The sequence below is a fragment of the Leptothrix cholodnii SP-6 genome, assembly GCF_000019785.1.
In the GTDB taxonomy this organism is placed as follows: domain Bacteria; phylum Pseudomonadota; class Gammaproteobacteria; order Burkholderiales; family Burkholderiaceae_C; genus Sphaerotilus; species Sphaerotilus cholodnii.
This window is the reverse complement of record NC_010524.1, coordinates 2,366,205-2,390,895: the sequence shown is the minus strand read 5'-3', so window position 1 is coordinate 2,390,895 and position 24,691 is coordinate 2,366,205. Positions and strand designations below refer to the sequence as shown.

Sequence of the window (24,691 nt, the reverse complement as noted above, 5' to 3'; positions counted from 1 at the left end):
TTCCCACGACACCCGGAACGCATGGGAACGATTGGGAACGATTGGGAACGCCACCCCCGCCAGCACTCACCCGAACACGAGGAACTGACCATGACCACGAACAAGACTTTCGACCTCACCGCCGACCTGGTGGAGCGCGCAGCGCGCGACATGCTCGCCATCAGCACCGACCGCAAAACCTTCTCGATGCCGGACATGGTGTGGCTGCTGGTGCGCACCGTCACGACCGGCCGGCAGGTCGGCGGCATCGTGCTGTACGACGATGAACTGACCGAAGCCCGCCAGCGACTCGGCACGCTGCTCGACGTGGCCGTGGCGGGTGGCTGGCGCGGCATGGACCTGCTCGACACGCTGATGGCCAAGGGCGCCGCGAACGAGCGCCTGGAGGCCCTGGCGCGCAAGGCCGGCGCCTACTGCGACAACCGCCACGACCTGCTCGACGCGCTGTTCAAGGAACATTTCGGCGACGACGTGGCGCAGTGCGTCGAGCGCCGGACCAGCGACGCACCCAGGCCGCAGGCGCTGCCGCCGATCCAGCCGGCCATGAAGCTGCGCCGGCCGATGCACGAGCACTTCAAGGAGCGCACCAACGAACACGGCGAGCGGTTCTACGAGATGACCGCAGAAGCGACGCTGTTGATGTCGGCTCAGACGGGCCATGACCCCAAGGAGTCGATCGACTGTGGCGACGGCGGCGCAGCAGCTCGCAAGCTGGTCAACGGCGTGCTCAAGGCCGCTGCGCAGGCCGGCTACAGCCGCACCGAGGCGTTGCGCCAGATCCTGAGCAGCGGCCCCTACGGCGTCGAGACGATGGCCGCCATCGAGCACCTGAGCGGCGAGTGCGGTGCCGGTGTCATCGCGCGCGGCATGCGGGATGCTGGCTTCAACATCGGCGGCGCCTGATCGTGCTCGAACTGCGGCGTCATCTGCTGGCCGACCTCCTCGACGACGCCGCCCGCGTCCTGCGCCGTGGCCCGGACGCCGATGCCGAGCTGCTGGCGCTGCACCTGGCCAAGCACGACGCACCGGTGCGTTCTGCCTGGTCGAAGCTGTCGCCCACCACCTGCCTGATCGCCGACCGGCCGGCCGCTCGCCGCCTGGTCGAAGAGTTGACGAAGGACGCCGATGCCGAAGCCAGATGATGTCGGCCCGAACGCGCTGCAGTGGTTCCTGTCCGAGCTGGATCGGCGCCCCGGCTGTGACCGAACCAAGGACATGGTGCGCGACCTGCTGCGCGGCATGGCCGGCCAGCGGCTGTTCATCACTCGCCGCGAGCTGCTGCAGCCCGAGCGCCTGCGTGCTGCCCGCGCGCTGCTCGATGCCGGCTTCACGCCCACCGAGGCCCGGCGCGAGATGGTCGCGCGCTGCGGCTTCAGCCGCGACACGGCCGAGCGGGTGGTTGGCACGGCGCTGCGCGAGCGGGCGGTGCAGGGCGCCGTGAGCCGAGGCAACCGATGAGCCGGCGCTTCATCACCGAGCTGGTCGCGGCAGCCGGTGGCGACGCGGCCGTGCAGCGCCGCATCGAGCTGGTGCTGCGCTGCTGGGAGCGACAGCAGGTCTACATCGGCCGCATGGGCCGCGACCAGCCCCGGGCCGCTGCCGAGCAACTGCTGCGAGCCGGCGTCGCACGCGCCGATGCGGTCGACATCCTGGTGCAGCGGTTCGGCCTCACCGCGCGATCCTGCCGGCGCATCTTGAGCAAGGCGGCGGACACTTTCAGGTGAACGATGTCCGCATCGGGTTGAAGAATCGGCGGCATGAACATCGCACCCAACCCTGCGGCCGTCGCGCTGCACACCGAGACCCAGGCGATCAAGGCGCGCCTGGCCGCATCCGAGCAGTCGCTGCAGGCCGCGCACGCCGCTGCAGCCGAGCCCAAGCCCGACGTGCAGGCCATCGGCCCCGGCGAGCTGGAAACCGCCCGCCTGTCCGACCTGGCCGGGCTGACCGTCGGCCGAAAGGACGCGCTGCTGGCGCAGAAGACCGCCGACGCAGCCGCGCTGACCGCACACGCCGCCCGCATCGCCAGCGCCAAGAGCGACGTGGCCACGCATGACGCGGCGGTGCGCTTCCATGCCGCCGGGCTGGCTGAGGTCCGAAAGCTGGAGCTGGCCGCGCTGTCTGCGGCTGCCGAACCGATGGTGGCGACGACGGCCCAGGCCTATGCCAACGCGGTGCAGGCGATGCGCGCCGCTGCCGTCGAGCTGTCGGCCGTGCGCGCCGTCGCCCATGCCGCGTACCGCCAGCGCATGAACGACCAGATCGGCCACGGCGACTTGGGCGCGTTCGATGCGCGAGAGGTGCGCCTTCCCATCGCCACCTTGGGTGTGCTCGGCTCGGACGGCACGACCAACCGCGCCGCCACCGCCCCCGATGTCGTCCACATCAACGGCAACCCGAGCGCCCTGGTCGAGACCATCGTCAACACGCTGAAAGGCCTCGCATGACCGAGCGCAGCATCGACCTGACGCCGCTGCACGAGTCGGTGCGCGGCCACATCGCCGACATCACGGCCGGCGCCGACCTCGAGCTCAAGGGCGGGCGCATCACCTGGAGCAAGGGCGAGAACCTGGCCCTGGTGACGCCCTACGACACGGCCGCCATCGAGCGCCTGTGCCAAGGCCTGCCCGACGGCGTCTATCGCACCACGGCCGCGCCGGACGCCGACACGTTGCCGCGCACGAATCCGTGGGCGCCGGGCAGCTTCAACCTGACCGAGCAACTTCGCCTCAAGCGCGAGAGCCCGGAAATGGCCCGCCACCTGGCCGGCGCCACCCAGGCGCCGAACCCGTTTGCGAAGGGGCCGACGTTCAACCTGACCGAGCAGATCAGGATCAAGCGCGAGAACCCCGGCCTGGCGGCGGAGCTGAAGGCGAAGGCGGGCACGGCATGAAACTCGACGTCACCCTATCAGGAACCGAAGCCGTGCGCCGCACGCTGCTGCGGATCGGCCAGCAGACGGCGAAAAACGCGCTGGACAAGACGGCCGAGGATCTCGAGAAGTACGTCGGCGAACAGGCCGGCGAACACAAGAACACCGGCGCGCTGTGGCGCTCGGTCTACAACAGGCCGGTCGGCAACGGCTACGAGATCGGCCACGACCTGCAGGTGGCGCCGCATGCGCTGTTCGTGCACTGGGGGACCAAGCCGCACAAGATCCGGCCGAAGAACACGGGTGTCGTGCAGCAGAACGTCCGCTCGCACACGCGCAACACGAAGCACGGCGCCGTGCAGGTTTCCGCGCATACCCGCGATGGCAAGTCAATGCTGCGCTGGCCGGGCGGCGGGAAATTCTTCTTCGCCAAGGAGGTCAACCACCCCGGCTACAAGGGCGACCCCTGGCTCGAGCGCGCCGCAGCCCAGGCCCCGGCCATCTTCGAGCGCCACGTCGCCGCGGTGCTGGCCAAGATCGAACGAGGCGGCTGACGATGAAGTCGCTGCACCACCGCCTCGACCGCATCGCCGCAGCCCGCTCGCACCGGCTGGTCGGCTTGTGCGCGTCCTGCCGCACCGGTGGCGCCTGGCTGGCGCTGCTGGCGCACGAGAACCCCATGGGCGGATGACAAAAGATGACATCGGATCGACATAACCCCATGGCGACACTGCAAAACACCGCCTCGCAGGACACGAACCCCATGAGCAGATCCGAAAAGCTAAGGTTGAGCGAAGGGCCGACGGCACCAGCCGCAGAACCCCATGAGGTAGTGAGGAAACGGAAGTTCGCCGACCCACAGGCCGACATGCGACGCCGCTACCTCAAGGCCACCAAGGCGGACAAGGCCGAACGCGAGCGCCTGACCGCTGCCGGCGTGCCGTCCTGGCGCATGGCTGAGCACATGGCCGGCAACCCGCAGAGCATGGACTTCGCCCGCTTCGCTGCCCTGTGCTGTGGGGCCAAGAACCGCAAGGGTGAGCCGTGCAAGCGCCGCGACATCTACGGCAACGGTCGATGCATCAACCATGGCGGGCTGTCCACCGGGCCGAAGACCCAGGCGGGCAAGCTGCGGGCGCTGGCGAACTTGACCGGACCCCATGAAGGTTCTTCGGTGAAGCGCAAAAAGGCAGAGGCGTGAGCCGCCGCGCCCGCAGCCGCTCGCTCGCCCGCGAGCTGAAGCACGCCGACGCCTACACCTTCGAGCCGCTGCGCGACGAAGACACCGACGACCACGATCCCGACGACTGGCACCCACACCCCGATGCGCAAGAGCTGCCGCCGCAAACGCTACGACCCCGACTGCAACCCTGTGCGCCTGGCGCTGTTCGCCAGCCGGCCGACCCAGGCGCAAGACCTGGCCAGCCTGCGGACCATTGAGCTGATGAGCCTGGCCGCGCTCGATGAGGGCCGCGCCACGGCCGCCGACCGCGCCACGCTGCGCCGCATGTGCCTGGTCAGTGCCGAGCTGGGCCGCGCCGGCATCGGTGCCGAGGCCCTGCCGCTGGTCGAGCGTGCCGAGGCGGCGCTGCGGCGGTGCGGTGCTGGCGGTGCTGCTGACGACCGCCTGGTGCTGCGCGAGCTGCTTGACGCCTACGACCAGCAGCGCGACATGACGAGCTGGGCGGAGCTGGATCGGGCCGTGCACCGGGCGCTGTGGGGGCGGGTGCGGTAGGTTCGCCAAAATGGGCGAATCAATGGGTGCGGTAGGCAGAACGAAACCGGGGAACAAACCGGGGAACGAATCGCCATCGTCAGACCGCAGAGCAAGCATTCATGCGGGTTTCAGACCGATGTTCGATCCCCTCCGGGCAGGCGCTTGCTCGCGGCAAGCGCCGGCCCACCTGACAGGCCGGGCTCATCGGCAAGACTGGCGATCCCGGGATACGGGCCGGACCTGCTTGGTGTAGCAGCCGCCCATGTTCGGCACCGCGCAGCTGTCGGCCGCCGGACCGGCCCAGTAGTTGCACGACAGCGTGCCGCGGGCGCGGCCGCATCCCATGAACTTGGCGTCCTTCCAGATCATGGCGGTGAAGTGGCCCGAGCTGGACGAGCCTTCGCGGCCGTAGTCGTAGCCTTCGCTCTCGCTGTACCAGGCGGCGGTGGCTTCGTCGCCCGACAGGGCCCCGGAGCTGCCGTACAGGTTTTCGCCCATCTGCCCGATCGGCGAGTTGTACGAGTCGCTGTGCTTGAAGCCCGCCCGGGCGACCCAGCGCTGGGCGTAGTCCGCCACGGCGTCGCTCCATTGCAGGGGCGGTGCGCCATGCAGGCAGCGAAAGCGGTTGTGCGCCTTCAGGATCTGCTGGGCGAAGGCGTCGTCGCCGGCCGGCGTGTTCGGCATCGCGGCGCGCTCGCCGGCATCGGCCGGGCGCTCGACCCGTGGCCGCGCGCCAGCCGCGGGTGGCCTTGCATCGACGCGGCAGCGCGGCCCGAGCGAGCCGGCGTCCAGCGTGCCCCAGCCGTTGGCGTTGCCTTCGCTCCATTCGTACGACACCTGTCCGGCATCGACCTCGGTGACCGTCACGCAGCGGCCGTCGACGATGAAGCGCTCGCCCGGGGCGGGCGCCGCCAGCGCAGCCGATGCGCACAGTTGTTGCGCCAGCAGCGCGGCGAGCCAGGTGCGGGGCATGGGGATCATGGCGATTTCCTCCGGTCCCGGACGATGCGTGCAAAACCGGTGGACGTCAACACGTCCGGGCGGCGTGGCCGCCACTAACATCCCGGCGTCCGGGGCCGCTCGCGCAGCGTGCGGCCTGCCTCTGCCGAGTCGTCGGCCCGCCCGGCCCATGTCGCCCTCCAAGACCAGGATTGCCCCATCGTGCCCACCGCCGGATCCGCCCGCATCGACGACGAACTGGTCCTCAAGGTCACGCCGCCGCGCCTGGCGCGCCACCTGCCGAACCGCTCGCGCCTGCTGGCCGACGACGCACGCTGGCGCGATGCGCCGGTGGTGCTGGTGCAGGCGCCGGCCGGCTACGGCAAGACCTCGCTGCTGGCGCAGTGGCGGCGCGAACACCTGGCGCAGGGCCACGTGGTGGCGTGGCTGACGGCGCAAGGTCGCGACGATCCGCAGCGCCTGCTGCAGGCGCTGGCGCTGTCGGTGCGCAATGCCAGCGGCCGGCCGACCTTCGGCCACACGCTGCTCGAATCGGTGGCCTCGGGCGAGCTCGAGGGCTACACCCGCTGGCTGGCCGCGGTCGCCCAGCTGGCGATGGATGTGGTGCTGGTGCTCGACGAGATCGAGCGCCTGCCGGCCGCCTCGCTCGACCGCCTGACCTACCTGATGCGCAACGCGCCGCCGAATCTGCGCGTGCTGGTGGCCGCGCGCAACGAGGTCAACCTGGCGCTCGATGACCTGATCGCCTACGGCCAGTGCGTGCTGCTCGGCCCCGGCGCGCTGGCGCTGCAGCTCGACGAGACGCTCGAGGTGGTGCGCCAGCGCTTCCCGGCCCGGGTCGACTACGACCTGGCCGCCCGCCTGCACGAGCTGGTCGACGGCTGGCCTCTGGGCCTGCAGCTGGCGCTGTCGCTGCTGGCGCGCAGCACCGACCGGGTCGCCGCGGTGGGCGAGCTGGCTCGGCACGGTGGCGGCCTGCGTGACGAGCTGGTCGGCCTGCTGCTCGCCAACCTCGACCCGGCGGACCGCGATTTCCTGGTCCGCATCGCCATCCTCGACCGCATCCACCCCGAGCTGTGCCGCGCGGTGGTCGGCGCCGACGACGCCGGCGAGCGCCTGACGCGCCTGATGCGCGACACGCCGGTCTTCGTCGGTGCCGAACAGGGCGAGTGGCTGCGCATGCACCACCTGGCGCGCGATCAGCTGCGCCTGCGTTGCGCCGAGCTGCCGGCGGCCGAACGGGCGGCGCTGCACGGCCGGGCGAGCGACTGGCTGGCGCGCCAGGGCCTGATCGAGGCGGCGGCCTGGCATGCGCTGGCCGCGGGCGAACACGAGCGCGCCTACCAGCTCGCCGAACGCAGCCTGTACGAGTCGATCCTGACCCGCGGCCGCCAGGCCACGGTGTTCGAGTGGCTGGAGCGCCTGCCGCGCGCCGAGCTCGAGCGCCGCCCGCGGCTGCTGCTGGCCGCCGCCTGGTCGCTGGCGCTCAGCGAACGCCATGCCGAGGCGGTGCGGCTGATCGAACACCTGCACGGCCAGCCCGGCATCGCGCCCGAGCTGCAGTGCGAATGCGCGCTGATCCTGGGCGGCGCGGCGGTGTTTGCCGACCAGCCCGACCGCTACGCCGAACTGCACGACCCGTGGGCCGAGCTGCCGCTGCGCGATCCGCTGCTGCGTTTCGTGCAGGCCAACCGCAACGCCTTCCGGGCCCTGATCGACGGCGATCCGGCGCTCGCCCGGATGCGCCAGCAGCTGGCGCCGCGCGAGGATCTGGGCTCGGCGCTGGCCCATGTGACGCGCTGGGGCGACTTTATCGTCGGCCTGAGCTACCTGTGGGAAGGCCAGGTGCGCCTGGGCGAGAACCTGCTGCGCCCGACCCTGCAGGGCGCCGAGGGCGAACTCGGCCGCCGCAGCAGCTTTGCCAGCATGCTGGCCGCGCTGCTGGCGGCGGCGGTGTGCGAGCGCGGCCGGCCGGCCGAAGCCGCGGCGCTGCTGGCGAACCGGCTCGACGTGCTCGAACGCAGCGGCCTGCCCGAGGCGGTGCTGCTCGGCTACCGCACCGCCGCGCGGGTGGCGATGGCCGAAGGGGCCGAAGACCGCGCCATCGAGCTGCTCGGCGCCATGCACGCGGTGGGCGTCACGCGCCATCTGCCGCGGCTGCGCCTGGCCAGCCTGGTCGAGCAGCTGCGCATCCATGCGCGCGGCTACCGGGCCGCGACCTGCCGGGCGCTGCTGGTGCAGGTCGAGGCCTTCTTCGACGAACCCGGCCTGCCCGACGGTCGGCTCTGGCGCCGCTCGGTCGAGCTGCTGCGCCACGTGGCGCATGCGCTAGCGGCGATCGGCGCGCAGGAGTGGCGCCGCGCGGTGGCGCCGCTCGACCGCGCCGAGGCGCTGGTGCGCGAGCTGCGGCTGGGCCGTCAGCAGATCGAGCTGCTGGCGCTGCGCGCCTTCGTGCTCGACCGCTGCGGCGAGGACAGCCGCGAGCAGCTGCGCGAGGTGGTCGACCTGGCCGACGCGATGGGGCTGGGGCGCGTTTTCATCGACGCCCACCCCGAGCTCGACGCCTGGGCGCTCCGCAGCGTCGATAGCTGGGGCGCGCGTGGCGCCGCCAGCGCGCCCAAGCCGGCCCCCCGCGAGAACCCGGCCCTGCGCGCCACGCCGAGCATGGCGCTGACGCCCAAGGAGCGCGAGGTGCTGGAGCTGCTGGCGCGCAACCTCTCCAACAAGGAGATCGGCCTGGCGCTGCAGGTGGGCGAGGAGACCATCAAGTGGCACATGAAGAACCTGTTCGCCAAGCTCGACGCCGGCACGCGCAAGCAGGTGGTGTCGCGGGCCCGCATCCTGGGCCTGTTCGAACAGGACGCCTGAAGCCGCTGCGCGGCTGAAGGTTCCCCCCTCCGCGATGGGGGGGAGGCGGGCGTATGGCACGCCTAAGCTTCGTCTCCATGGTGCTCGGTGCACCGCCCCAGTCGGCGAACCGGGACACGAAAACAAGGAGACAAGGCATGAACACCCCCACGTCCACCGCCACCCTGGCCGCACCGGCCATCGTCAGCGCTGCCGCGCTGCAGCGCTCGATCCACGTCGAGCCGTTGACCTGCAGCATCGGCGCCGAACTGAGCCACGTCAACCTGGGCGCCGCCTCGCGTGACCCCGATCTGGTCGCCGAGATCCGCGCCCTGCTGCTCAGGCACCGCGTGCTGTTCTTCCGCGACCAGGACATCAGCCGCGCCGAACACGTCGCCTTCGCGCGCCACTTCGGCGAGCTCGAAGACCACCCGGTGGCCGGCAGCGACCCGGAACATCCCGGCCTGGTGCGCATCTACAAGAACCCCGACCAGCCCGCCGACCGCTACGAAAACGCCTGGCACACCGACGCCACCTGGCGCGAGAAGCCGCCGTTCGGCTGCGTGCTGCGCTGCATCGAATGCCCGCCGGTGGGCGGCGACACGATGTGGGCCAACATGGTGCTGGCCTACGAGCGCCTGCCCGAACACGTGAAGACCCAGATCGCCGGCCTGCGCGCCCGTCACAGCATCGAGGCCAGCTTCGGCGCGGCGATGCCGATCGACAAGCGCCTGGCGCTGAAAGCGCAGTTCCCCGACGCCGAGCACCCGGTCGTGCGCACGCACCCCGAGACCGGCGAGAAGATCCTGTTCGTCAACGCCTTCACCACCCACTTCAGCAACTTCCACACCGCCGACAACGTGCGCGTCGGCCAGGACTACACGCACGCCGGGCCGCAGTTGCTGCAGTACCTGATCGGCCAGGCGCAGATCCCCGAGTACCAGGTGCGCTGGCGCTGGCGGCCCAACAGCATGGCCATGTGGGACAACCGCTCGACCCAGCACTACGCCGTCATGGACTACCCGCCGAGCCACCGAAAGATGGAGCGTGCCGGCATCGTCGGCGACACGCCGTTCTGACGTCCTGAACCCGCCGCCCCCGAACCCGCGACCCACATCCCCACCGGAGCCCGACATGCAATTCTTCGACGATTCCCTGCACCCCGAAAACCAGGACAAGGTGGTCATCACCGTGGCGCCCTACGGCCCCGAGTGGATGCCGGCCGACTTCCCGGAAGACATCCCCGTGACGATGGACGAGCAGGTGCAGAAGGCGGTCGACTGCTACGAGGCCGGCGCCACCGTGCTGCACCTGCACGTGCGCGAACTCGACGGCAAGGGCAGCAAGCGGCTGTCGAAGTTCAACGAGCTGATCGCCGGCGTGCGCGCCGCGGTGCCCGACATGATCATCCAGGTCGGCGGCTCGATCTCGTTTGCGCCCGAGGGTGACGGCGAGGCGGCGCTCTGGTTGAGCGACGACACCCGCCACATGCTGGCCGAGCTGACGCCCAAGCCCGACCAGGTGACGATCGCGATCAACACCACGCAGATGAACATCATGGAGCTGCTCTACCCGGAGTACCTGCGTGGCACCTCGCTGGAGAACCCGGCCTACCAGGCCGCCTACAGCGAGATGACCGTGCCGGCCGGCCCGGCCTGGGTCGAGGAGCACCTGCGCCGCCTGCAGGCCGCGGGCATCCAGCCGCACTTCCAGCTCACCGGCATCCATGCGCTCGAGACCGTCGAGCGGCTGGTGCGCAAGGGCGTCTACAAGGGCCCGCTGAACCTGACGTGGATCGGCATCGGCGGCGGCTTCGACGGCCCGAACCCGTTCAACTTCATGCACTTCGTGCACCGCGCGCCCGACGGCTGCACGCTCACCGCCGAGTCGCTGCTCAAGAACGTGCTGCCCTTCAACATGATGGCGATGGCGATCGGCCTGCACCCGCGCTGCGGCATCGAGGACACCCTGATCGACCAGCACGGCCGGCGCATGAGCTCGGTGCAGCAGATCCGCCAATGCGTGCGCGTCGCTCACGAACTGGGCCGCGAGGTCGCCAACGGCCAGGAGGCGCGGCAGATCTACCGCATCGGCGTGCAGTACCCGGACGTCGAGAGCACCTTGATCGCCAACGGCATGGCGCCGAACCGCCGCAACGGCCAGAAGAACGTGCCGCAGCGCGCGGTGGCCTGAGCCTCCAGACAGACAGAGACCACCAACATGTCCAAAGCCATCCGCATCCACCAGACCGGCGGCCCTGAAGTGCTCACGCTCGAAAGCGTCGAGGTCGGCGATCCCGGCCCCGGCCAGGCGCGTGTGCGCCACAGCTTTGTGGCAGTCAACTTCATCGACATCTACTTCCGCACCGGCCGCTACCCGATGCCGCTGCCGAACGGCCTGGGCTCGGACGCCGTCGGCGTGGTCGAGGCGGTGGGCGAGGGCGTCACCGAGTTCAAGCCCGGCGACCGCGTCGGCTACCTGCTCGGGCCGCAGGGCGCGTACAGCGACGTGCGCCTGATACCGGCCGACGTGCTGATCCCGCTGCCCGACGGCGTGTCCGACCGCACCGCCTCGGCGCTGATGATGAAGGGCATGACGGCGCAGTACCTGTTCCGGCAGGTCTACCCGCTGCAGGGCGGCGAGACCATCCTGTATCACGCCGCGGCCGGTGGTGTCGGCCTGGTGGCGTGCCAATGGGCACGGGCGCTCGGCGTGACCATGATCGGCACCGTCAGCACCGAAGAAAAAGCAGCGATCGCACACGCCCACGGCTGTGCGCACACCATCGTCACCGGCGGCACCGCGCCCGAAGCGCTCGCCGGCCTGATCGCCAAACGTGTGCGCGAGATCACCGACGGCAAGGGTGTGCCGGTCGTCTACGACTCGGTGGGCAAGGACACCTTGATGGCTTCGCTCGACAGCCTGCAGCCGCGTGGCAGCCTGGTCAGCAACGGCACCTCGTCGGGGCCGGTGGTGATCGACACCACGCTGCTGGCGGTCAAGGGCTCGATCTGGGTCACGCGCCCGGCCATGGTCCATTACGCGACGCCGCGCAGCCACATGCTGGCGATGGCGAACGAGCTGTTCGGCCACGTGCTGGCCGGGCGCATCCAGGGTGAGCCGCAGCAGGTCTACGCGCTGGCCGACGCCGCCGAGGCGCACCGCGCGCTCGAATCGCGCGCCACCGTCGGCGCCACCGTGTTGATTCCCTGAGCCGGGAGACGGCCATGCATCTGCCACCCCCTGACGCCCGCGCCGGCGACGACTACCTGGTCGGCCGCGGCGCCGCCTGGTTCGCCTTCGCGATGACGATCGCACTGATGGTGTTCGACTACCTCGACCGGCAGATCATCGTGTCGCTGTTCCCGCACATCAAGGCCGAGTGGGGGCTGTCGGACAGCCAGCTGGGCGCGCTGGTGTCGGTGGTGTCGGTGACGGTGGCGCTGTGCGGCCTGCCGGTGGCGCTGCTGGCCGACCGCGCCAGCCGCGTCAAGAGCATCGTCGTGATGGCCACGGCCTGGAGCCTGGCGACGCTGTCGTGCATGTTCACGCGCAACTACGGCCAGCTGCTGGCGGCGCGCGCGGTGGTGGGCGTGGGCGAAGCCGGTTACGGCTCGGTCGGCGCGGCACTGATCGCCAGCCACTTTCCGGCCCGGCTGCGTGGCGCGCTGATGGCGGCGTTCTTCGCGTCGGCGTCGGTCGGCTCGGTGCTCGGCGTGCTGCTGGGCGGCATGATCGCGGCACGCTGGGGCTGGCAAGCGGCCTTCGGCGTGGTCGGCGCGCCCGGCCTGGTGCTGGCACTGCTCTACCTGAAGGTGCGCGACTACCGCACCGTCGCGCTCGACCCGGGCCGCGAGAAGGCGGCTCAGTCGACCGCCGGCGCGGCGCGGTTTGCGGCCTTTGCGCTGCTGCGTTCGCGCACGCTGCTGTGGGCCTGCATCGGCGGCGCGGCGCAGCTGGTCGTGGTGTCTGCGATCTGGTCGTGGCTGCCGAGTTTCCTGAATCGCGTGCACGGCGTCGCCGCTGAAAACGCCGGCGCCCGCGCCGCGCTGGTCGTGCTGGCCGGTGCCGCCGGCAGCGTGGTCTGGGGCGCGGTGGCCGACCGTGCCGGCCGCCGCCAGCCGCGCGACAAGCTGCGCGTGGTCGCCGGGTTGTGCCTGCTGGCGATGGCGATCCTGGTGACGGCCTTTGCCGGCCCGGCCTTCGGTCTGGCGATGAGCCCGTCCGCCCAGTTCGGCCTGATCCTGGCCGGCGGCTTCGTCATGACCTGCACCGTCGGCCCGGTGTCGGCGGTGGTGATCGACGTGGTGCACCCGGGCGTGCGGGCCACCGGCGCGTCGGTGCTGTCGCTGTTCCAGAACCTGTTCGGGCTGGCGGCCGGGCCGCTGATTGCCGGCGGCTTGTCCGATGCGCTGGGCCTGTCGACCGCGCTGGCCATCACGCCGCTGTTCGGCATCGTCGCCGCGCTGGCCTTCGTGCGTGCCACGCGAAGCTACGAGTCCGACCTGCGCGCGGTGCAGCCGGCGCCGCCGGCCAGCGATCCGCCATACCCGCTCGCGGGCGCCGAGCGCGCCGCGCCGGCCTGAACGCCGTACCGAGTCCCCGTCGTCCCATCCACACGGCCCTGCGCGCCAGGGTCGGGCCGCGCCTTTGACGCGCTATCCAGTCTTCCCCGAGGAGCCCCCCATGAACGGACTGATGCAAGACCAGCCGCTGCTGATTTCCAGCCTGCTGACCCACGCCGAACGCCATCACGGCGAACAGGAAATCGTCTCGCGCCGCGTCGAGGGCGACCTGCACCGCCAGACCTATCGCCAGCTCGCCCAGCGCTCGCGCCAGCTCGCCAAGGCGGTCGCCGCACTCGGCGTCACCGAAGGCCAGCGCGTCGCCACATTGGCCTGGAACGGCCATCGCCACATGGAGCTGTATTACGCCGTGTCGGGCTCGGGCGCCGTGCTGCACACGCTCAACCCGCGCCTGCATCCCGACCAGGTGGTCTGGATCGCCGACCACGCCGAAGACCAGGTGCTGTGTTTCGACCTGACCTTTTTGCCGCTGGTCGAGGCCATCGCCGAGCGCGTCTCGACGATCAGGCATTTCGTCGTGATGACCGACCGCGCCCACATGCCGGCCGCCAGCAAGGTGCCGAACCTGCTGTGCTACGAAGACCTGCTCGCCGCACAGGACGACGCCTTCGAATGGCCCGTGTTCGACGAGAACCGCGCCAGCTCGCTGTGCTACACGAGCGGCACCACCGGCCACCCGAAAGGCGCGCTCTACAGCCACCGCTCGACCGTGCTGCACACCTGGGCCGCGGCGCTGCCCGACAGCCTGAACTGCTCGGCGCGCGACGTGATCCTGCCGGTGGTGCCGATGTTCCACGTCAACGCCTGGGGCCTGCCCTACATCGCGTGCATGGTCGGCGCCAAGCTGGTGTTCCCCGGCCCGTGGCTCGATGGCAAGAGCCTGCACGAACTGTTCGAGGGCGAGGGCGTCACGATGTCGGCCGGCGTGCCCACCGTCTGGCAGGGCCTGCTGGCGCACGTCGAGAGCCACCACCTGAATTTTTCCACCATGCGCCGCACGGTGATCGGCGGCTCGGCCTGCCCGCCGGCCATGATGCGCGCCTTCCAGGAGCGTTACGACGTGCAGGTGCTGCACGCCTGGGGCATGACCGAGATCAGCCCGGTCGGCACCGTCTGCACGCTCAAGCCGCGCCATGAGTCGCTCGGCGCCGACGAACGCATGGCGGTGCAGGCCAAACAGGGCCGCGTGGTCTACGGCGTCGACATGAAGATCGTCGGCGACGATGGCCAGCCGCTGCCGCACGACGGCAAGGCGGCCGGCGAGCTGATGGTGCGCGGGCCGTGGATCATCCGCAGCTACCTGAAGAGCGAGGGTGGCGACCCCTTGGCGTATCAGGATGGTCAGGGCTGGTTCCCGACCGGCGACGTCGCCACCATCGACGCCGACGGCTACATGCAGATCACCGACCGCGCCAAGGACGTCATCAAGTCCGGCGGCGAGTGGATCGGCTCGATCGACCTGGAGAACGTGGCGATGTCGCACCCCGGCGTCGCGATCGCCGCCTGCATCGCCGCCCGCCACCCCAAGTGGGACGAGCGCCCGCTGCTGCTGGTGGTGAAGAAGCCCGGCGCCGAGCTGACGCGCGAGGATCTGCTCAAGCACTACGAAGGCAAGATCGCCAAGTGGTGGACGCCCGACGACGTGCTCTTCGTCGACTCGATCCCGCTCGGCGCCACCGGGAAGATGCTCAAGAACCGCCTGCGCGACCAGTATCGCGACCACCTGATGTCGGCGGCCTGAGCCATGGCTGCGCCCACCGCCATGACGCCGATGCCCGACACGATCCAGCCGGCGCAGGCTCAACCCGTGAGCCAGGGCCTGGCGCAGCGCGTGGGCCATTCCCTGGTCACGAGCCGCAGCCAGCTCGGCCGGCTGTTCCCCGGCCTGCTCGCCAGCGCCGTGGTGGCCACGGCGGCAAGCTTTTTGGCCGAGCACTACGGCGCGCCGGTGATGCTGTTTGCGCTGCTGCTCGGCCTGGCGATGAACTTCCTGTCGGTCGAAGGGCCGTGCAAACCCGGCATCGAATTCACCGCCCGCCACGTGCTGCGCTGGGGCGTGGCGCTGCTGGGCCTGCGCATCACCTTCGCCCAGGTCGCCACGCTCGGCTGGGGGCCGGTGGTGATGGTGCTGATCAGCGTGTCGGTCACGATCGGCGTGTCGATGGCGGTGGCGCGCGCGATGGGCTTCAAGCCGCTGTTCGGCCTGCTCTCGGGCGGCGCCACCGCGATCTGCGGCGCCTCGGCCGCGATGGCCCTGTCGGCCGCCCTGCCCGCCCACCCGCTGAAGGAACGCGCCACGCTGTTCACCGTGATCGGCGTGTCGGCGCTGTCGACCGTCTGCATGGTGCTGTACCCGATGCTGGCGCGTGCGCTGGGCCTGCCGCCGGTCGACGCCGGCGTCTTCATCGGCGGCACCATCCACGACGTGGCCCAGGTGGTCGGCGCCGGCTACAGCCTGTCCACCGAAGCCGGCGACGCCGCCACGCTGGTCAAGCTGATGCGCGTGGCGATGCTGCTGCCGGTGATCCTGTTCGCCTCGCTGATCACGCGCTGGCGCGGCGGCGAGGGCACGGGTGAACGCCCGCCGATCCTGCCGTGGTTCGCCGTCGGCTTTGCGCTGCTGCTGGCGGTCAACAGCACCGGCTGGGTTCCGAAGCCGGTGATCGGGCTGGGCAACGAGGCATCACGCTGGTTCCTGGTCGCCTCGATCGCGGCGATCGGGATGAAGACGCAGCTCGCGCAACTGGTGAGCGTGGGGATCAGGCCGATCGTGTTGATGGTGGGGGAGACGGTGTTTCTGGCGGGGTTGGTGTTGGGGTTGTGGCGGTGGTTGGGGTGAGAGTCGGCATCGAAGGCATTCGGCCGATGCTGGCTCGGGCTTGGGGCGGCTTCCGCAAGCGGCAGGCCATTGGACTGCGCCCGATCGGTGGGCAAACATGCTGGCTGCATCCATAGCCTTTTCCGAGAAGGCGGGTTCGACCCGGAGTTCCCGGTCTCCGCCAGGAAGACCGGTTGCTCGTCAAGAAGGTAGAGCCGTTAGGGGAAACGTGTTGTCGGTCGCAGTTCGTGGCCGGTCACTGCCGAGTGTGGAACCGCGAGTCCGGAGGATCTCACTTTGACCATATCGGCTCACCTGGACCAGCTGTACCGGGGAACTCCCATCCCATCACGGTGACCGAGTTAATTACGTTGCAGATTAGGTCAACCACGTGAGCCTGCACCTGTTGGAGCCACGCGATGTCAATGCGCGTGTCGAATTTGCCGTCCTTCTTGTCGAAGTAGTACAAGTCGGTCTTGCCGGATGCATCAGGTGCGTGCCACGAGCCATGGCATAGAGCATTGCGAATCTTGGACGCCTTCTTGATGTCCTCGACAAGGTTCCCGACGTTCTTGAAGTCGGCGTCCTGATGCTCTCGAACGACTTTCCCATAAACCTCCGACAGCGGCCAGAGCGTATCGGTCAGCGCCTGCTCAAGTTGCATGCCCCACTTCGCAAGAACATTGGCCACATCTTCCTCGCTGTACTCTTTCGTGGCGGTAAACGCGAAGATTGCCTTGCCGAGGACGTCCTCAAGGAGACCGAACGTGGCAATCGTCCGTCCAAGATGTTCCCAGAACTCAGCCGCGCACAGAGTGGTCGGCCATTGAGCAGGGAGTCGAGCACGGTCGATGGCTGCTGATGGTCGTGGCATGGCGTAGCTGTGGTCGAAGGCGGCAACGATCCTGCCATAGCGGCTATGGCTTCTCTCGGGATCGTGACCAGTCTGACTGAGACTGTCGCTCGGCTCGAGACCGCACGATGGCGAGGAAGGGAAGCCTTCCGCCGATGCAGTTGCCCCCGACAGCACCTTCGATCAGCGGCCCTCATTCCACGGGCCGGTTTGTGCCGCCGACGCGATGCACCGCTCCTGGCCGGCAGCGTGAGTTCGCCGACGACTGCTCATGCCGCCATGCCATCGCTCAGGTGACAACCTCGTCGGCGACTGAGGCTCGTCGATCCGGATGGAAGTCAGGTTGTGCGCGACTCGACCTGCTGCAGGAATCCGTTGTCGGCTCCAGAATTGATTGTTTCAACAATCGTTTCATAGGACACTCCATTTCACGCGGCGTGCCTAGCAGCTACTTCATCCAGACGATCGTTTCATGCCAATTCCGGAAGATCTGCTCCGCACCCTGCGCACCTGGCACCGAATGCCCGCAGGAGAACTGCTCGCCCGCCTCCAGGTCAGCCGGGCAACGCTGATGCGCGCGGTCCAGTCCCTGGGCCCGGAGGTCATCATCACTCGCGGCCGAGCCCGTCGCACGGCCTACGCAGCCCGGCGTGCGCTCCGAGGCCGCAACGAAGCACTGCCGCTGTTTCGCGTCGATCGCGACGGTCGCGCGGCCGAGGTGGCCACGCTGCACCTGACCTATCCGGCCGGCTGCGCGGTGGACTTTCTCGAACCGTTCGAGTGGCCGCTCGACGAGGACATGCGCGATGGCTGGTTCGAGGGCGTGCCCTATCCGCTGGAGGACATGCGGCCGCAGGGCTTTCTGGGGCGCAACTTCGCGCGCCACCATGCCGACCTGCTGCAGGTGAGCGAGGACCCGCAGCGCTGGTCGGAAGACGACGTGCTCTATGCCTTGTCGCTGCTGGGGGCCGATCAGCCCGGCAACTACATCGTGGGTGAGCCGGCGTATCGGCGCTGGATGGCGCAATCGCAGCAAGGACCCACGGCCTTGACCGTGGGACAGCTGGAGTCGGCCTACCTGGCCTTGGCCGAAAACTCGATGGCGCTCGGTGTCGCAGGTTCGTCGGCCGGCGGCGAGTTCCCCAAGTTCACGGCCTATCGAAGCCTGGGCGACACGGCCAGCCATGTCATCGTGAAGTTCTCGGGCTCGGACCCGTCGCCGGGAACGCAGCGCTGGTCCGACCTGCTGGTCTGCGAGCACCTGGCCTTGGCGGTGGTGGCGGAGCAGCTGCAGATGGACGCGTCGACCAGCCGCATCCTGCAGGCCGGCGGCCGCACATTCCTCGAAGTGGCACGCTTCGACCGTCACGATGCGCTCGGCCGTTCGCCGGTCTGTTCGTGGTCGGCGCTGAACGCGGCGATGTTCGGCCTGGCGGGCAAGCCCTGGCCGGCCGGTGGCGCTGCCTTGCTTGCCCAGGGACTGATCGACACCGACAGCCAGGTCGCCATCCAGCGGCTGTGGCACTTCGGCCAACTCATCGCCAACACCGACATGCACGACGGCAACCTGTCGTTTCGCCCCGGGCCGCAGCAACCATTGGTGCTGGCGCCGGTCTACGACATGCTGCCGATGATGTACGCCCCGTTGCGTGGCGTCGAGCTGCCGACGCGGACCTTTGCACCGCCCTTGCCGTTGCCGTCCGAACGCGACGCCTGGCGTGTGGCGGCCACGGCGGCGATCCAGTTCTGGTCCCGCGCCAGCGGCGACGCCCGCATCAGCGAGGCCTTCCGCCCGATCTGCGCACACAACGCGCAGACGGTGCGTGAGCTGTGCGCCAGCCCGCTGGTGACGAACCCGGGCTGAGCACCGGGCGCCACCACGGCCGGCCGCGGCTACAGCCCGCGCTTGGCGCGCGTGAGGATCGTCGCCACTTCGGTCGACACCTGCGCAAATGGCGATCCCGCGCCGATCAGCTGCTCGGCCTGCGCGTAGTGGCCGGCGTTGATCTGGCGGGCCAAGCCGCCGGCGGTCTGGTGGAACTCGGCGTGTTTCTGGAGCAGTGCCACGAAGGTCGGCCGGGTTCCCCATTGCGTGCCGCCCGGGCCGTGGATCCACTGGCCGAGCGGGCACTGGTCGTCGCGGCAGATCTTGTCGGCGTCGAGCTTGTCGTGGCTGGCGATCGCCTGGCGCAGCTTGACCTTCCACTGCCGATGCGCCTCGATCGCCTTGTCGAAATCGAAGTCGGCCGCCGCGACGGTCTCGCTCGCCGCCCCGAGCACCAGCCCCGCCGGCATCTTGAAGCGTGCGACCTCTTCGGCCAGCGCGTGGGCCTGGTCTTTCATGGCCGCGGAGGCGGCCGCCGTTTCTTCCACCAGCGCGGCGTTCTGCTGGGTCATGCGATCGAGTTCCTGGACGGCCTCGCCGATCTGGCCGACCCCGAGGCTCTGCTCGCGGGCGCCGACCGCCACCTCGCCCAGCAGGTGGTCGACACGCTGCGACGAGGCCACGATCTCGTCGATGGCCGCGCCGGCATTGCGCACGATGGCCGTGCCGGCCTCGACCTGCTCGACGCTGCGGCCGATCAGGGTCTTGATCTCGCGTGCCGCATTGGCGCTGCGCTGGGCCAGGGTGCGGACCTCGCTGGCGACCACCGCGAAACCGCGCCCCTGTTCGCCGGCGCGCGCTGCTTCGACGGCGGCATTGAGGGCGAGGATGTTGGTCTGGAAGGCGATGCTGTCGATGGTGCCGATGATGTCGCCGATCTGCGTCGACGACGAGCGGATGCCTTCCATCGTCTGCACCACCTCGGTCATCACGCGGCCCCCGTCGGCGGCGCTGCGGGCGTTGTGGCGGGCCACGCCCGCGGCCTCCTGGGTGTGCTCGGCGGTGATCTTCACCGTCGATGCGATCTGTTCCATCGATGCCGCCGACTGTTCGAGGTTGGCGGCGGTCTGTTCGGTGCGGGCCGACAGATCCATCGCGCCGCTGGCGATCTCGCTGCTGGAGTGCACGATGTCGTCGCTCGAACGGCGCACCCGCAGCACCATGCCGCGCAGCGATTCCTGCATGGCGCGCAGTTCGAACATCAGTTGCGCAGCCTCGTCGCGACCCCACGGCGAGGGCGATGTCGTCAGGTCGCCGGCGGTCATGGCGCGCAGGTGGCGCCGGGTCTCGCGCAGCCCGCCGTCCATGACGCGGTAGAAACACAGGAACAGGTACGACGCGAGCAGCAGCGCGGCCGCCACGATGCCCGCGGTCCAGGCCGCCGTCTGCAGCGCGGCCTGGCGTATGTCGCCCGTGTACGCCCCCGACCCGACGACCCAGCCCCACGGCTCGAAACCCATCACGTAGGACACCTTGTCCACCGGTTTCTCCTGGCCGGGCCTGGGCCACTGGTAGAACACGAAACCCTTGCCGTGCTGGCGCACCTCGGCCACGAAGGCCTTGAACAGGAACTGGCCGTCGGCATCCTGCATGCCGCCGACATCCTGGCCGTCGAGCGCCGGGGTGACGGGGTGCATGAGCACCCGCGGCTGCATGTCGTTGACCCAGAAATACGCGTTGCCGTCATAGCGCAGCGCCGCCAGGGCGCGCAGCGCCATCTGCTGGGCCTGTTCGCGCGGCATCTGGCCGCTGGCCTCCTGCGCCTGGGCCCAGACGATCAGGCCGTGGGCCACCTCCACGTGCTGGCGCGTCGCGTCCAGCCGCGCCTGCAGCGCCTGCTCGTGCTGGGTCTTCATCTGCCAGGACAGGACCCCCAGCAAAGGCAGCGTGAAGGCCAGCGAGATGATGGTGGCCTTGGACATGAAGCGCAGCCGCCGGAACAGCCGCACCCCGGGTGCCCACAAGCCGTGGTGGGCGAAGAAGCCCGCATCCCCCGCAGGGGGCCTGTTGTCCGGCGCGGACAGTGTCGTCGTCGTCGATTGCATCGCAGTGGCCACGTTCTAGCTGTTCTTGTCCGCAGATTGTCGGCAGCGGGCCGCTGCGGCGCGTGCAGATCTGCGGTGGAAAGACCTCGCAATTCCCTGGGGGCGAGGTCGCTCATGGGGTTTCCTTCGAAAGGATGGGGATGGTGGCGCCGCGCTCGATCGGCAGCCGGATCTCGACCCGCCCGTCGCGCACGCGCACCGGGTGCACCGGCGTGCCGAAACCCGCCACCCGGGCCATGCAGCCGGTGGCGAGTTCGAAGCGCAGGCCGTGGGCGCGGCAGACGATGTGTTTGCCCTCCAGTCGGCCGCCGGCCAGCGAGGCGCCGGCGTGCGGGCAGCTGTCGTCTAGCGCGTAGTAGGCGGCGTCGACATGGAACAGCGCGATCTCGCGGCCGGCCAGGCGCAGCAGGCGGCGGCCGCCTTCGGGCAGTTCTTCAGCGCCGAGGGCGTCGACCCAGCCGTCGTCGTTCATCGTCGTGCCCATGCTTTTTCAGACGCTGACAACGGGGGTGAGCGTGGCGCTGGCGCGGCGGCGCGCCATCACGCCTTCGGGCAGCAGAAAGTACGACAGCGCCGGGATCAGCAGCACCGCGCCGACCATGTTCCAGACGAACATGAAGGCCAGCAGCACGCCCATGTCGGCCTGGAACTTGATCGGCGACAGCGCCCAGGTCGCCACGCCGGCGGCCAGCGTCACGCCGACCAGCGCGACCACCTTGCCGGTGAAGCGCAGCGCCTGCGCGTAGGCCAGGATCAGCGTGGCACCGGCGCGCTGCTGCTGCAGCTGCACGCTCAGCAGATACAGCGCGTAGTCGACGCCGATGCCCACGCCCAGCGCGATCACCGGCAGCGTCGCCACCTTGACGCCGATGCCCAGCGCCACCATCAGCGCCTCGCACAGCACCGAGGTGATGACCAGCGGAACAACGGCCACCACCACCGCGCGCCAGCTGCGGAAGGTGATGAAACACAGCACCGTGACCGCCGCGTAGACCCACAGCAGCATCTGCGTCCAGGCCTTGCGCACGACGCTGTTGGTGGCAGCCTCGATGCCGGCCGGGCCGGCGGCGAGCAGGAACTGGCGCTCGGGCGTGCTGTGCGCGGCGGCAAAGTCGGCGGCGGCGGCGCCGACCCGATCGAGCGTGTCGGCGCGGTGGTCGGCCAGGTAGGCGATCACCGGCATCACCGAGCAGTCGGTGTTGAACAGATCCGGGTTGTTGACGCTGGCCTGCTGGGCGCCGTAGTTGAGCGTGTCCTGGTTGCGCGCGATGGTCAGCCACTTCGGGTTGCCCTCGTAGCTGCCGGCGGTGATCTGGCGCACCGCCTGCGTCAGCGCGGCGGTGGTCTGCACGCCGGGAACCTGCTGCAGCGTCCAGGCCAGCCGGTCGGCCTCGACCAGGGTGTCGTACTTCAGGCAGCCTTCTTTTTCGGTCTTGACGATCACCGCGTAGGTGTCGCTGGAGAGCGCGTAGTGGCCGGTGACGTAGGCGTTGTCGCGGTTGTAGCGCGAGTCGGCACGCAGCTCGGGCGCGCCGGGGTCGAGGTCGCCGATCTGCAGCTTCGTGCTGACGAGGTAGCCGCCCACGCTCAGCAGCGCGGCGACGGCGATCGTCACCGTCGCCCAGCGGCGTTCGGTGAAACGCGCCAGCCCTGCGAGCACGAAGTGGCTGACGCTGCCGGGCTTGTCGGCCTTCAGGCTGCGCTCGGCCGCCGCGGCGCTGACGCCGCAGTACGACAGCAGCACCGGCAGCAGGATCAGGTTGGTGGCGATCAGCACCGCCACGCCCAGGCTCGCGGTGAGTGCCAGGTCGCGGATCACGGCGATGTCGATCAGCATCAGCACGCCGAAACCCACCGCATCGGCCACCAGCGCGGTCACGCCGGCCAGGAACAGGCGCCGGAACGTGAAGCGCGCGGCCACCTCCTTGGGTGCGCCCTGGCCGATGTCCTGCATGATGCCGTTCATCTTCTGCGCGCCGTGGCTCACGCCGATGGCGAACACCAGGAAGGGCACCAGGATCGAATACGGGTCGAGCTCGAAGCCGAGCGCCGCCACCAGCCCGAGCTGCCAGACCACCGCCACCAACGAACACGCCACCACCAGCGCGGTGCTGCGCACGCAACGGGTGTAGCCGTAGATGATGGCGGTGGCGATCGCCGCCGCCAGGCCGAAGTAGATCGCCACCTGCAGCAGGCCGGCGATCAGGTCGCCCACCAGCTGGGCGAAGCCGATCACGTGCAGGCGCAGCGCCGGGCCTTCGTGGCGAGCGCGGATCTGCTCGATCGCCTGCGCGAGCTGGCGGTAGTCGATGCGCTCGCCGGTGGCCGGGTCGCGGTCGAGCAGCGGCGCGACGATCATGCTCGACTGCATGTCCTTGCCCACCAGATTGCCGACCAGGTTGGCGCGTGCGATGTTGCCGCGCAGCTGCTCGATCGCGGCCGGCGAGCCGTCGTAGTTGTCGGGCATCACCGGGCCGCCGCGGAAACCTTCTTCGGTGACCTCGGTCCAGCGCACGCCCGGCGCCCACAGCGACTTGACCCAGGCGCGGTCGACACCGGGCGTCAGGAAAACCTCGTCGTGGATCTTCTTGAGCGCATCGAGGTAAGCCGGCGCGTCGATGCTGCCCGACGGGTTCTCGACCACGATGCGCAGCGCATTGCCCAGGCCGCGCAGATCCTCGCGGTGCGCGAGGTAGTTCTGAATGTGCGGGTGGCTGCGCGGAATCATCTTCTCGAAGCTGGCGTTGAGCGTCAGCCGGCTCGCCGCCAGCGCGCCGAACAGCAGCGTCAGCAGCGCGCACAGGATCATCACGGCGCGCCGGTGGTTGAACACCAGCCGTTCGAGGCGCGAACCCGATTGCGGGTCGAAGGTGTCGCTGCCGGGCAGGGGCGCGCTGGAGTCGTGGGGTGCATGCATGCGGGGTCTCCCGGAGTCGGGTGGGAACGGTGCGGCGGGGTGCGGCTGTTGGTGCCGCGATCAAACCGCAATCAGGGCAGCGGCTGGGCGCTCACGCCGCGTGGGCCGGCGATGACGATCTGGCCGGCGGCCGGGCTCAGCAGCGCGGCGGCGGGCAGCGGGCCGGCCAGGCGCACGGGGCTGAAGCTGGCGCCGTCGTCGGTGCTGGCCAGCAGGTGGCCGGCCTGGCTGGCGAGCAGCCAGCGGCCGTCGCCGGCCAGCGTGGCGGCGGTCAGGCCGGCCTGCACGCCGGTGGCCACGGTCTGCCAGCTCGCGCCGCCGTCGGTGCTGCGCAGCGCGCTGCCACGCAGGCCGTGCACCAGCACCGCGCGATCGTTGCCGATCACGCCGAACAGGCTGCCCTGATACGGCAGCTCGACGCGGCGGAAGCGCTCGGTGGACCCGTCGTTCTTCCGATCCAGCTTGAGCACCAGCCCCTGCTCGCCGACGATGTAGAACTCGCGGCCGACACCCCGCAGCGCGTGCAGGTGCAGCGCCTTCGGGTTGTCGAGCGCGTGCATCAGCGGCTCCCAGTGCTGGCCGCCGTCGCGGGTGCGCAGGATCAGGCCGAAGGCGCCGACGACGTAGCCGTTTTGCGCGTCGGCAAACCACACGTCCAGCCACGGCAGCTCGGCGCCTTGCGCGCTCAGGCGCTCGGCCTCGGCCAGCAGGGTGCTGCGGGTGGCCGCATCGAGCTGGGGCAAGGCGTCGGCGCGGCCGTAGGCCTCGCTCAACAGCGCGCCGAGGCCGCGGCCGTCGAGCTGGCGGCTCCAGCTGGCGCCGCCGTCGTTGCTGTGCAGGATCACGCCGTCGTGGCCGACCGCCCAGCCGTTGCGGGCATCGGCAAAGCTGACCGCGACCAGGTCCGAGCTGACCGGCACCTGCGCCTGCTGCCAGCGCGCGCCGCCGTCGTCCGACCACAGCACGTGGCCACGCTGGCCGACCGCGACGATGCGCCGCTCCCCGGCCTGCGCCAAGCCGTTGAGCAGCCCGCGGCTGGCCAGCGCGCTGGTGATGGCGGGGCTGTCGAGCACGTCGCGCGCGGCCGGCGCCGCTGCGGTGATGGCGAATACGCCGCCCGCCAACAGGCCGGCCGCGGCGATGGCCAGCAGAACACGATGGGGGTGGAAGCTGGACATGCCGCGTCTCCTT

General features: G+C 70.0%; 24 protein-coding genes. 18 read left to right on the top strand and 6 right to left on the bottom strand.

The window, feature by feature from the left end:
• Positions 1-90: 90 nt before the first annotated feature.
• The 10 genes from LCHO_RS10950 (at position 91) to LCHO_RS10910 (ending at position 4,607) form a co-directional block, all read left to right on the top strand.
• Positions 91-903, top strand: coding sequence for a hypothetical protein (locus LCHO_RS10950; RefSeq protein WP_012347213.1), 813 nt, complete (start codon positions 91-93; stop codon positions 901-903).
• 2 nt (positions 904-905) lie between these two features.
• On the top strand, positions 906-1,142 hold the full coding sequence (locus LCHO_RS10945; protein ID WP_012347212.1) for a hypothetical protein: 237 nt from the start codon (positions 906-908) through the stop codon (positions 1,140-1,142).
• On the top strand, positions 1,126-1,458 hold the full coding sequence (locus LCHO_RS10940) for a hypothetical protein (protein WP_012347211.1): 333 nt from the start codon (positions 1,126-1,128) through the stop codon (positions 1,456-1,458). Before LCHO_RS10945 ends, LCHO_RS10940 begins: the two co-directional genes overlap by 17 nt.
• Positions 1,455-1,724, top strand: coding sequence for a hypothetical protein (locus LCHO_RS10935; protein ID WP_012347210.1), 270 nt, complete (start codon positions 1,455-1,457; stop codon positions 1,722-1,724). The genes LCHO_RS10940 and LCHO_RS10935 overlap by 4 nt, the downstream gene beginning before the upstream one ends.
• Positions 1,725-1,757: 33 nt before the next feature.
• Positions 1,758-2,447: a hypothetical protein gene (locus LCHO_RS10930; protein ID WP_012347209.1), complete on the top strand. Its 690-nt coding sequence runs from the start codon at positions 1,758-1,760 to the stop codon at positions 2,445-2,447.
• On the top strand, positions 2,444-2,893 hold the full coding sequence (locus tag LCHO_RS10925; RefSeq protein ID WP_012347208.1) for a hypothetical protein: 450 nt from the start codon (positions 2,444-2,446) through the stop codon (positions 2,891-2,893). Before LCHO_RS10930 ends, LCHO_RS10925 begins: the two co-directional genes overlap by 4 nt.
• The gene (locus LCHO_RS10920; RefSeq protein ID WP_012347207.1) at positions 2,890-3,426 is read left to right on the top strand and encodes a hypothetical protein; all 537 of its coding nucleotides are present in this window, start codon (positions 2,890-2,892) and stop codon (positions 3,424-3,426) included. The genes LCHO_RS10925 and LCHO_RS10920 overlap by 4 nt, the downstream gene beginning before the upstream one ends.
• Before the next feature lie 2 nt (positions 3,427-3,428).
• A complete protein-coding gene (locus LCHO_RS24130) occupies positions 3,429-3,563 on the top strand; it encodes a hypothetical protein (RefSeq protein ID WP_012347206.1) in 135 nt (44 codons plus the stop codon).
• Between the two features lie 30 nt (positions 3,564-3,593).
• Entirely contained in the window at positions 3,594-4,073 is a 480-nt protein-coding gene (locus LCHO_RS23955; protein ID WP_223210535.1) for an HGGxSTG domain-containing protein, read from the top strand.
• Positions 4,074-4,196: 123 nt separating this feature from the next.
• On the top strand, positions 4,197-4,607 hold the full coding sequence (locus tag LCHO_RS10910; RefSeq protein WP_012347204.1) for a hypothetical protein: 411 nt from the start codon (positions 4,197-4,199) through the stop codon (positions 4,605-4,607).
• A gap of 183 nt (positions 4,608-4,790) precedes the next feature.
• Here the strand turns inward: LCHO_RS10910 and LCHO_RS22125 are convergent, their stop codons facing one another.
• Complete coding sequence (locus tag LCHO_RS22125) at positions 4,791-5,570, bottom strand: CAP family protein (protein WP_012347203.1); 780 nt, start codon at positions 5,568-5,570, stop codon at positions 4,791-4,793.
• A gap of 180 nt (positions 5,571-5,750) precedes the next feature.
• On the opposite strand from LCHO_RS22125, the gene LCHO_RS10900 reads away from it, so the two are divergent.
• The 7 genes from LCHO_RS10900 (at position 5,751) to LCHO_RS10870 (ending at position 15,821) form a co-directional block, all read left to right on the top strand.
• Positions 5,751-8,417, top strand: a complete 2,667-nt coding sequence (locus LCHO_RS10900; RefSeq protein WP_012347202.1) for a winged helix-turn-helix domain-containing protein — start codon at positions 5,751-5,753, stop codon at positions 8,415-8,417.
• Between the two features lie 209 nt (positions 8,418-8,626).
• Positions 8,627-9,475 carry a TauD/TfdA dioxygenase family protein gene (locus LCHO_RS10895; RefSeq protein WP_043705166.1) on the top strand — a complete coding sequence of 283 codons (849 nt, stop codon included), beginning with the start codon at positions 8,627-8,629 and terminating at the stop codon, positions 9,473-9,475.
• Positions 9,476-9,530: 55 nt separating this feature from the next.
• On the top strand, positions 9,531-10,589 hold the full coding sequence (locus tag LCHO_RS10890; protein WP_012347200.1) for a beta-keto acid cleavage family enzyme: 1,059 nt from the start codon (positions 9,531-9,533) through the stop codon (positions 10,587-10,589).
• Between the two features lie 27 nt (positions 10,590-10,616).
• Complete coding sequence (locus tag LCHO_RS10885) at positions 10,617-11,609, top strand: quinone oxidoreductase family protein (RefSeq protein ID WP_012347199.1); 993 nt, start codon at positions 10,617-10,619, stop codon at positions 11,607-11,609.
• 14 nt (positions 11,610-11,623) lie between these two features.
• Entirely contained in the window at positions 11,624-12,982 is a 1,359-nt protein-coding gene (locus LCHO_RS10880; protein ID WP_012347198.1) for an MFS transporter, read from the top strand.
• Between the two features lie 100 nt (positions 12,983-13,082).
• Positions 13,083-14,723 (top strand): 3-(methylthio)propionyl-CoA ligase, encoded by a 1,641-nt coding sequence (locus LCHO_RS10875; RefSeq protein WP_012347197.1) that lies wholly within the window; start codon positions 13,083-13,085, stop codon positions 14,721-14,723.
• Between the two features lie 3 nt (positions 14,724-14,726).
• Entirely contained in the window at positions 14,727-15,821 is a 1,095-nt protein-coding gene (locus LCHO_RS10870) for a YeiH family protein (RefSeq protein WP_012347196.1), read from the top strand.
• 271 nt (positions 15,822-16,092) lie between these two features.
• On the opposite strand, the gene LCHO_RS10865 is transcribed toward LCHO_RS10870, so the two are convergent.
• Positions 16,093-16,674, bottom strand: a complete 582-nt coding sequence (locus LCHO_RS10865; RefSeq protein ID WP_043704180.1) for a hypothetical protein — start codon at positions 16,672-16,674, stop codon at positions 16,093-16,095.
• Positions 16,675-17,125: 451 nt separating this feature from the next.
• Between LCHO_RS10865 and yjjJ the strand changes: the two genes are divergently transcribed.
• Positions 17,126-18,517, top strand: a complete 1,392-nt coding sequence (yjjJ, locus tag LCHO_RS10860; RefSeq protein WP_050757339.1) for a type II toxin-antitoxin system HipA family toxin YjjJ — start codon at positions 17,126-17,128, stop codon at positions 18,515-18,517.
• 29 nt (positions 18,518-18,546) lie between these two features.
• On the opposite strand, the gene LCHO_RS10855 is transcribed toward yjjJ, so the two are convergent.
• From LCHO_RS10855 to LCHO_RS10840, 4 genes are all read right to left on the bottom strand, one after another.
• Positions 18,547-20,460 (bottom strand): methyl-accepting chemotaxis protein, encoded by a 1,914-nt coding sequence (locus tag LCHO_RS10855; protein ID WP_150105454.1) that lies wholly within the window; start codon positions 20,458-20,460, stop codon positions 18,547-18,549.
• Positions 20,461-20,695: 235 nt separating this feature from the next.
• Positions 20,696-21,067, bottom strand: coding sequence for a Rieske (2Fe-2S) protein (locus LCHO_RS10850; RefSeq protein WP_012347192.1), 372 nt, complete (start codon positions 21,065-21,067; stop codon positions 20,696-20,698).
• Positions 21,068-21,073: 6 nt separating this feature from the next.
• The gene (locus LCHO_RS10845) at positions 21,074-23,500 is read right to left on the bottom strand and encodes an efflux RND transporter permease subunit (protein ID WP_012347191.1); all 2,427 of its coding nucleotides are present in this window, start codon (positions 23,498-23,500) and stop codon (positions 21,074-21,076) included.
• Between the two features lie 71 nt (positions 23,501-23,571).
• A complete protein-coding gene (locus LCHO_RS10840) occupies positions 23,572-24,678 on the bottom strand; it encodes a WD40/YVTN/BNR-like repeat-containing protein (protein WP_012347190.1) in 1,107 nt (368 codons plus the stop codon).
• Positions 24,679-24,691 lie beyond the last annotated feature (13 nt).

Excerpts from the sequence above, each read along its gene's own strand:
- LCHO_RS10950 (WP_012347213.1), top strand. The coding sequence starts at position 91 with ATGACCACGAACAAGACTTTCGACCTCACCGCCGACCTGGTGGAGCGC.
- LCHO_RS10940 (WP_012347211.1), top strand. The coding sequence starts at position 1,126 with ATGCCGAAGCCAGATGATGTCGGCCCGAACGCGCTGCAGTGGTTCCTG.
- LCHO_RS10935 (WP_012347210.1), top strand. The coding sequence starts at position 1,455 with ATGAGCCGGCGCTTCATCACCGAGCTGGTCGCGGCAGCCGGTGGCGAC.
- LCHO_RS10930 (WP_012347209.1), top strand. The coding sequence starts at position 1,758 with ATGAACATCGCACCCAACCCTGCGGCCGTCGCGCTGCACACCGAGACC.
- LCHO_RS10925 (WP_012347208.1), top strand. The coding sequence starts at position 2,444 with ATGACCGAGCGCAGCATCGACCTGACGCCGCTGCACGAGTCGGTGCGC.
- LCHO_RS10920 (WP_012347207.1), top strand. The coding sequence starts at position 2,890 with ATGAAACTCGACGTCACCCTATCAGGAACCGAAGCCGTGCGCCGCACG.
- LCHO_RS24130 (WP_012347206.1), top strand. The coding sequence starts at position 3,429 with ATGAAGTCGCTGCACCACCGCCTCGACCGCATCGCCGCAGCCCGCTCG.
- LCHO_RS23955 (WP_223210535.1), top strand. The coding sequence starts at position 3,594 with ATGGCGACACTGCAAAACACCGCCTCGCAGGACACGAACCCCATGAGC.
- LCHO_RS10910 (WP_012347204.1), top strand. The coding sequence starts at position 4,197 with ATGCGCAAGAGCTGCCGCCGCAAACGCTACGACCCCGACTGCAACCCT.
- LCHO_RS22125 (WP_012347203.1), bottom strand. The coding sequence starts at position 5,570 with ATGATCCCCATGCCCCGCACCTGGCTCGCCGCGCTGCTGGCGCAACAA.
- LCHO_RS10890 (WP_012347200.1), top strand. The coding sequence starts at position 9,531 with ATGCAATTCTTCGACGATTCCCTGCACCCCGAAAACCAGGACAAGGTG.
- LCHO_RS10885 (WP_012347199.1), top strand. The coding sequence starts at position 10,617 with ATGTCCAAAGCCATCCGCATCCACCAGACCGGCGGCCCTGAAGTGCTC.
- LCHO_RS10880 (WP_012347198.1), top strand. The coding sequence starts at position 11,624 with ATGCATCTGCCACCCCCTGACGCCCGCGCCGGCGACGACTACCTGGTC.
- LCHO_RS10875 (WP_012347197.1), top strand. The coding sequence starts at position 13,083 with ATGAACGGACTGATGCAAGACCAGCCGCTGCTGATTTCCAGCCTGCTG.
- LCHO_RS10870 (WP_012347196.1), top strand. The coding sequence starts at position 14,727 with ATGGCTGCGCCCACCGCCATGACGCCGATGCCCGACACGATCCAGCCG.
- LCHO_RS10865 (WP_043704180.1), bottom strand. The coding sequence starts at position 16,674 with ATGCCACGACCATCAGCAGCCATCGACCGTGCTCGACTCCCTGCTCAA.
- yjjJ (WP_050757339.1), top strand. The coding sequence starts at position 17,126 with ATGCCAATTCCGGAAGATCTGCTCCGCACCCTGCGCACCTGGCACCGA.
- LCHO_RS10855 (WP_150105454.1), bottom strand. The coding sequence starts at position 20,460 with ATGTCCAAGGCCACCATCATCTCGCTGGCCTTCACGCTGCCTTTGCTG.
- LCHO_RS10850 (WP_012347192.1), bottom strand. The coding sequence starts at position 21,067 with ATGGGCACGACGATGAACGACGACGGCTGGGTCGACGCCCTCGGCGCT.
- LCHO_RS10845 (WP_012347191.1), bottom strand. The coding sequence starts at position 23,500 with ATGCATGCACCCCACGACTCCAGCGCGCCCCTGCCCGGCAGCGACACC.
- LCHO_RS10840 (WP_012347190.1), bottom strand. The coding sequence starts at position 24,678 with ATGTCCAGCTTCCACCCCCATCGTGTTCTGCTGGCCATCGCCGCGGCC.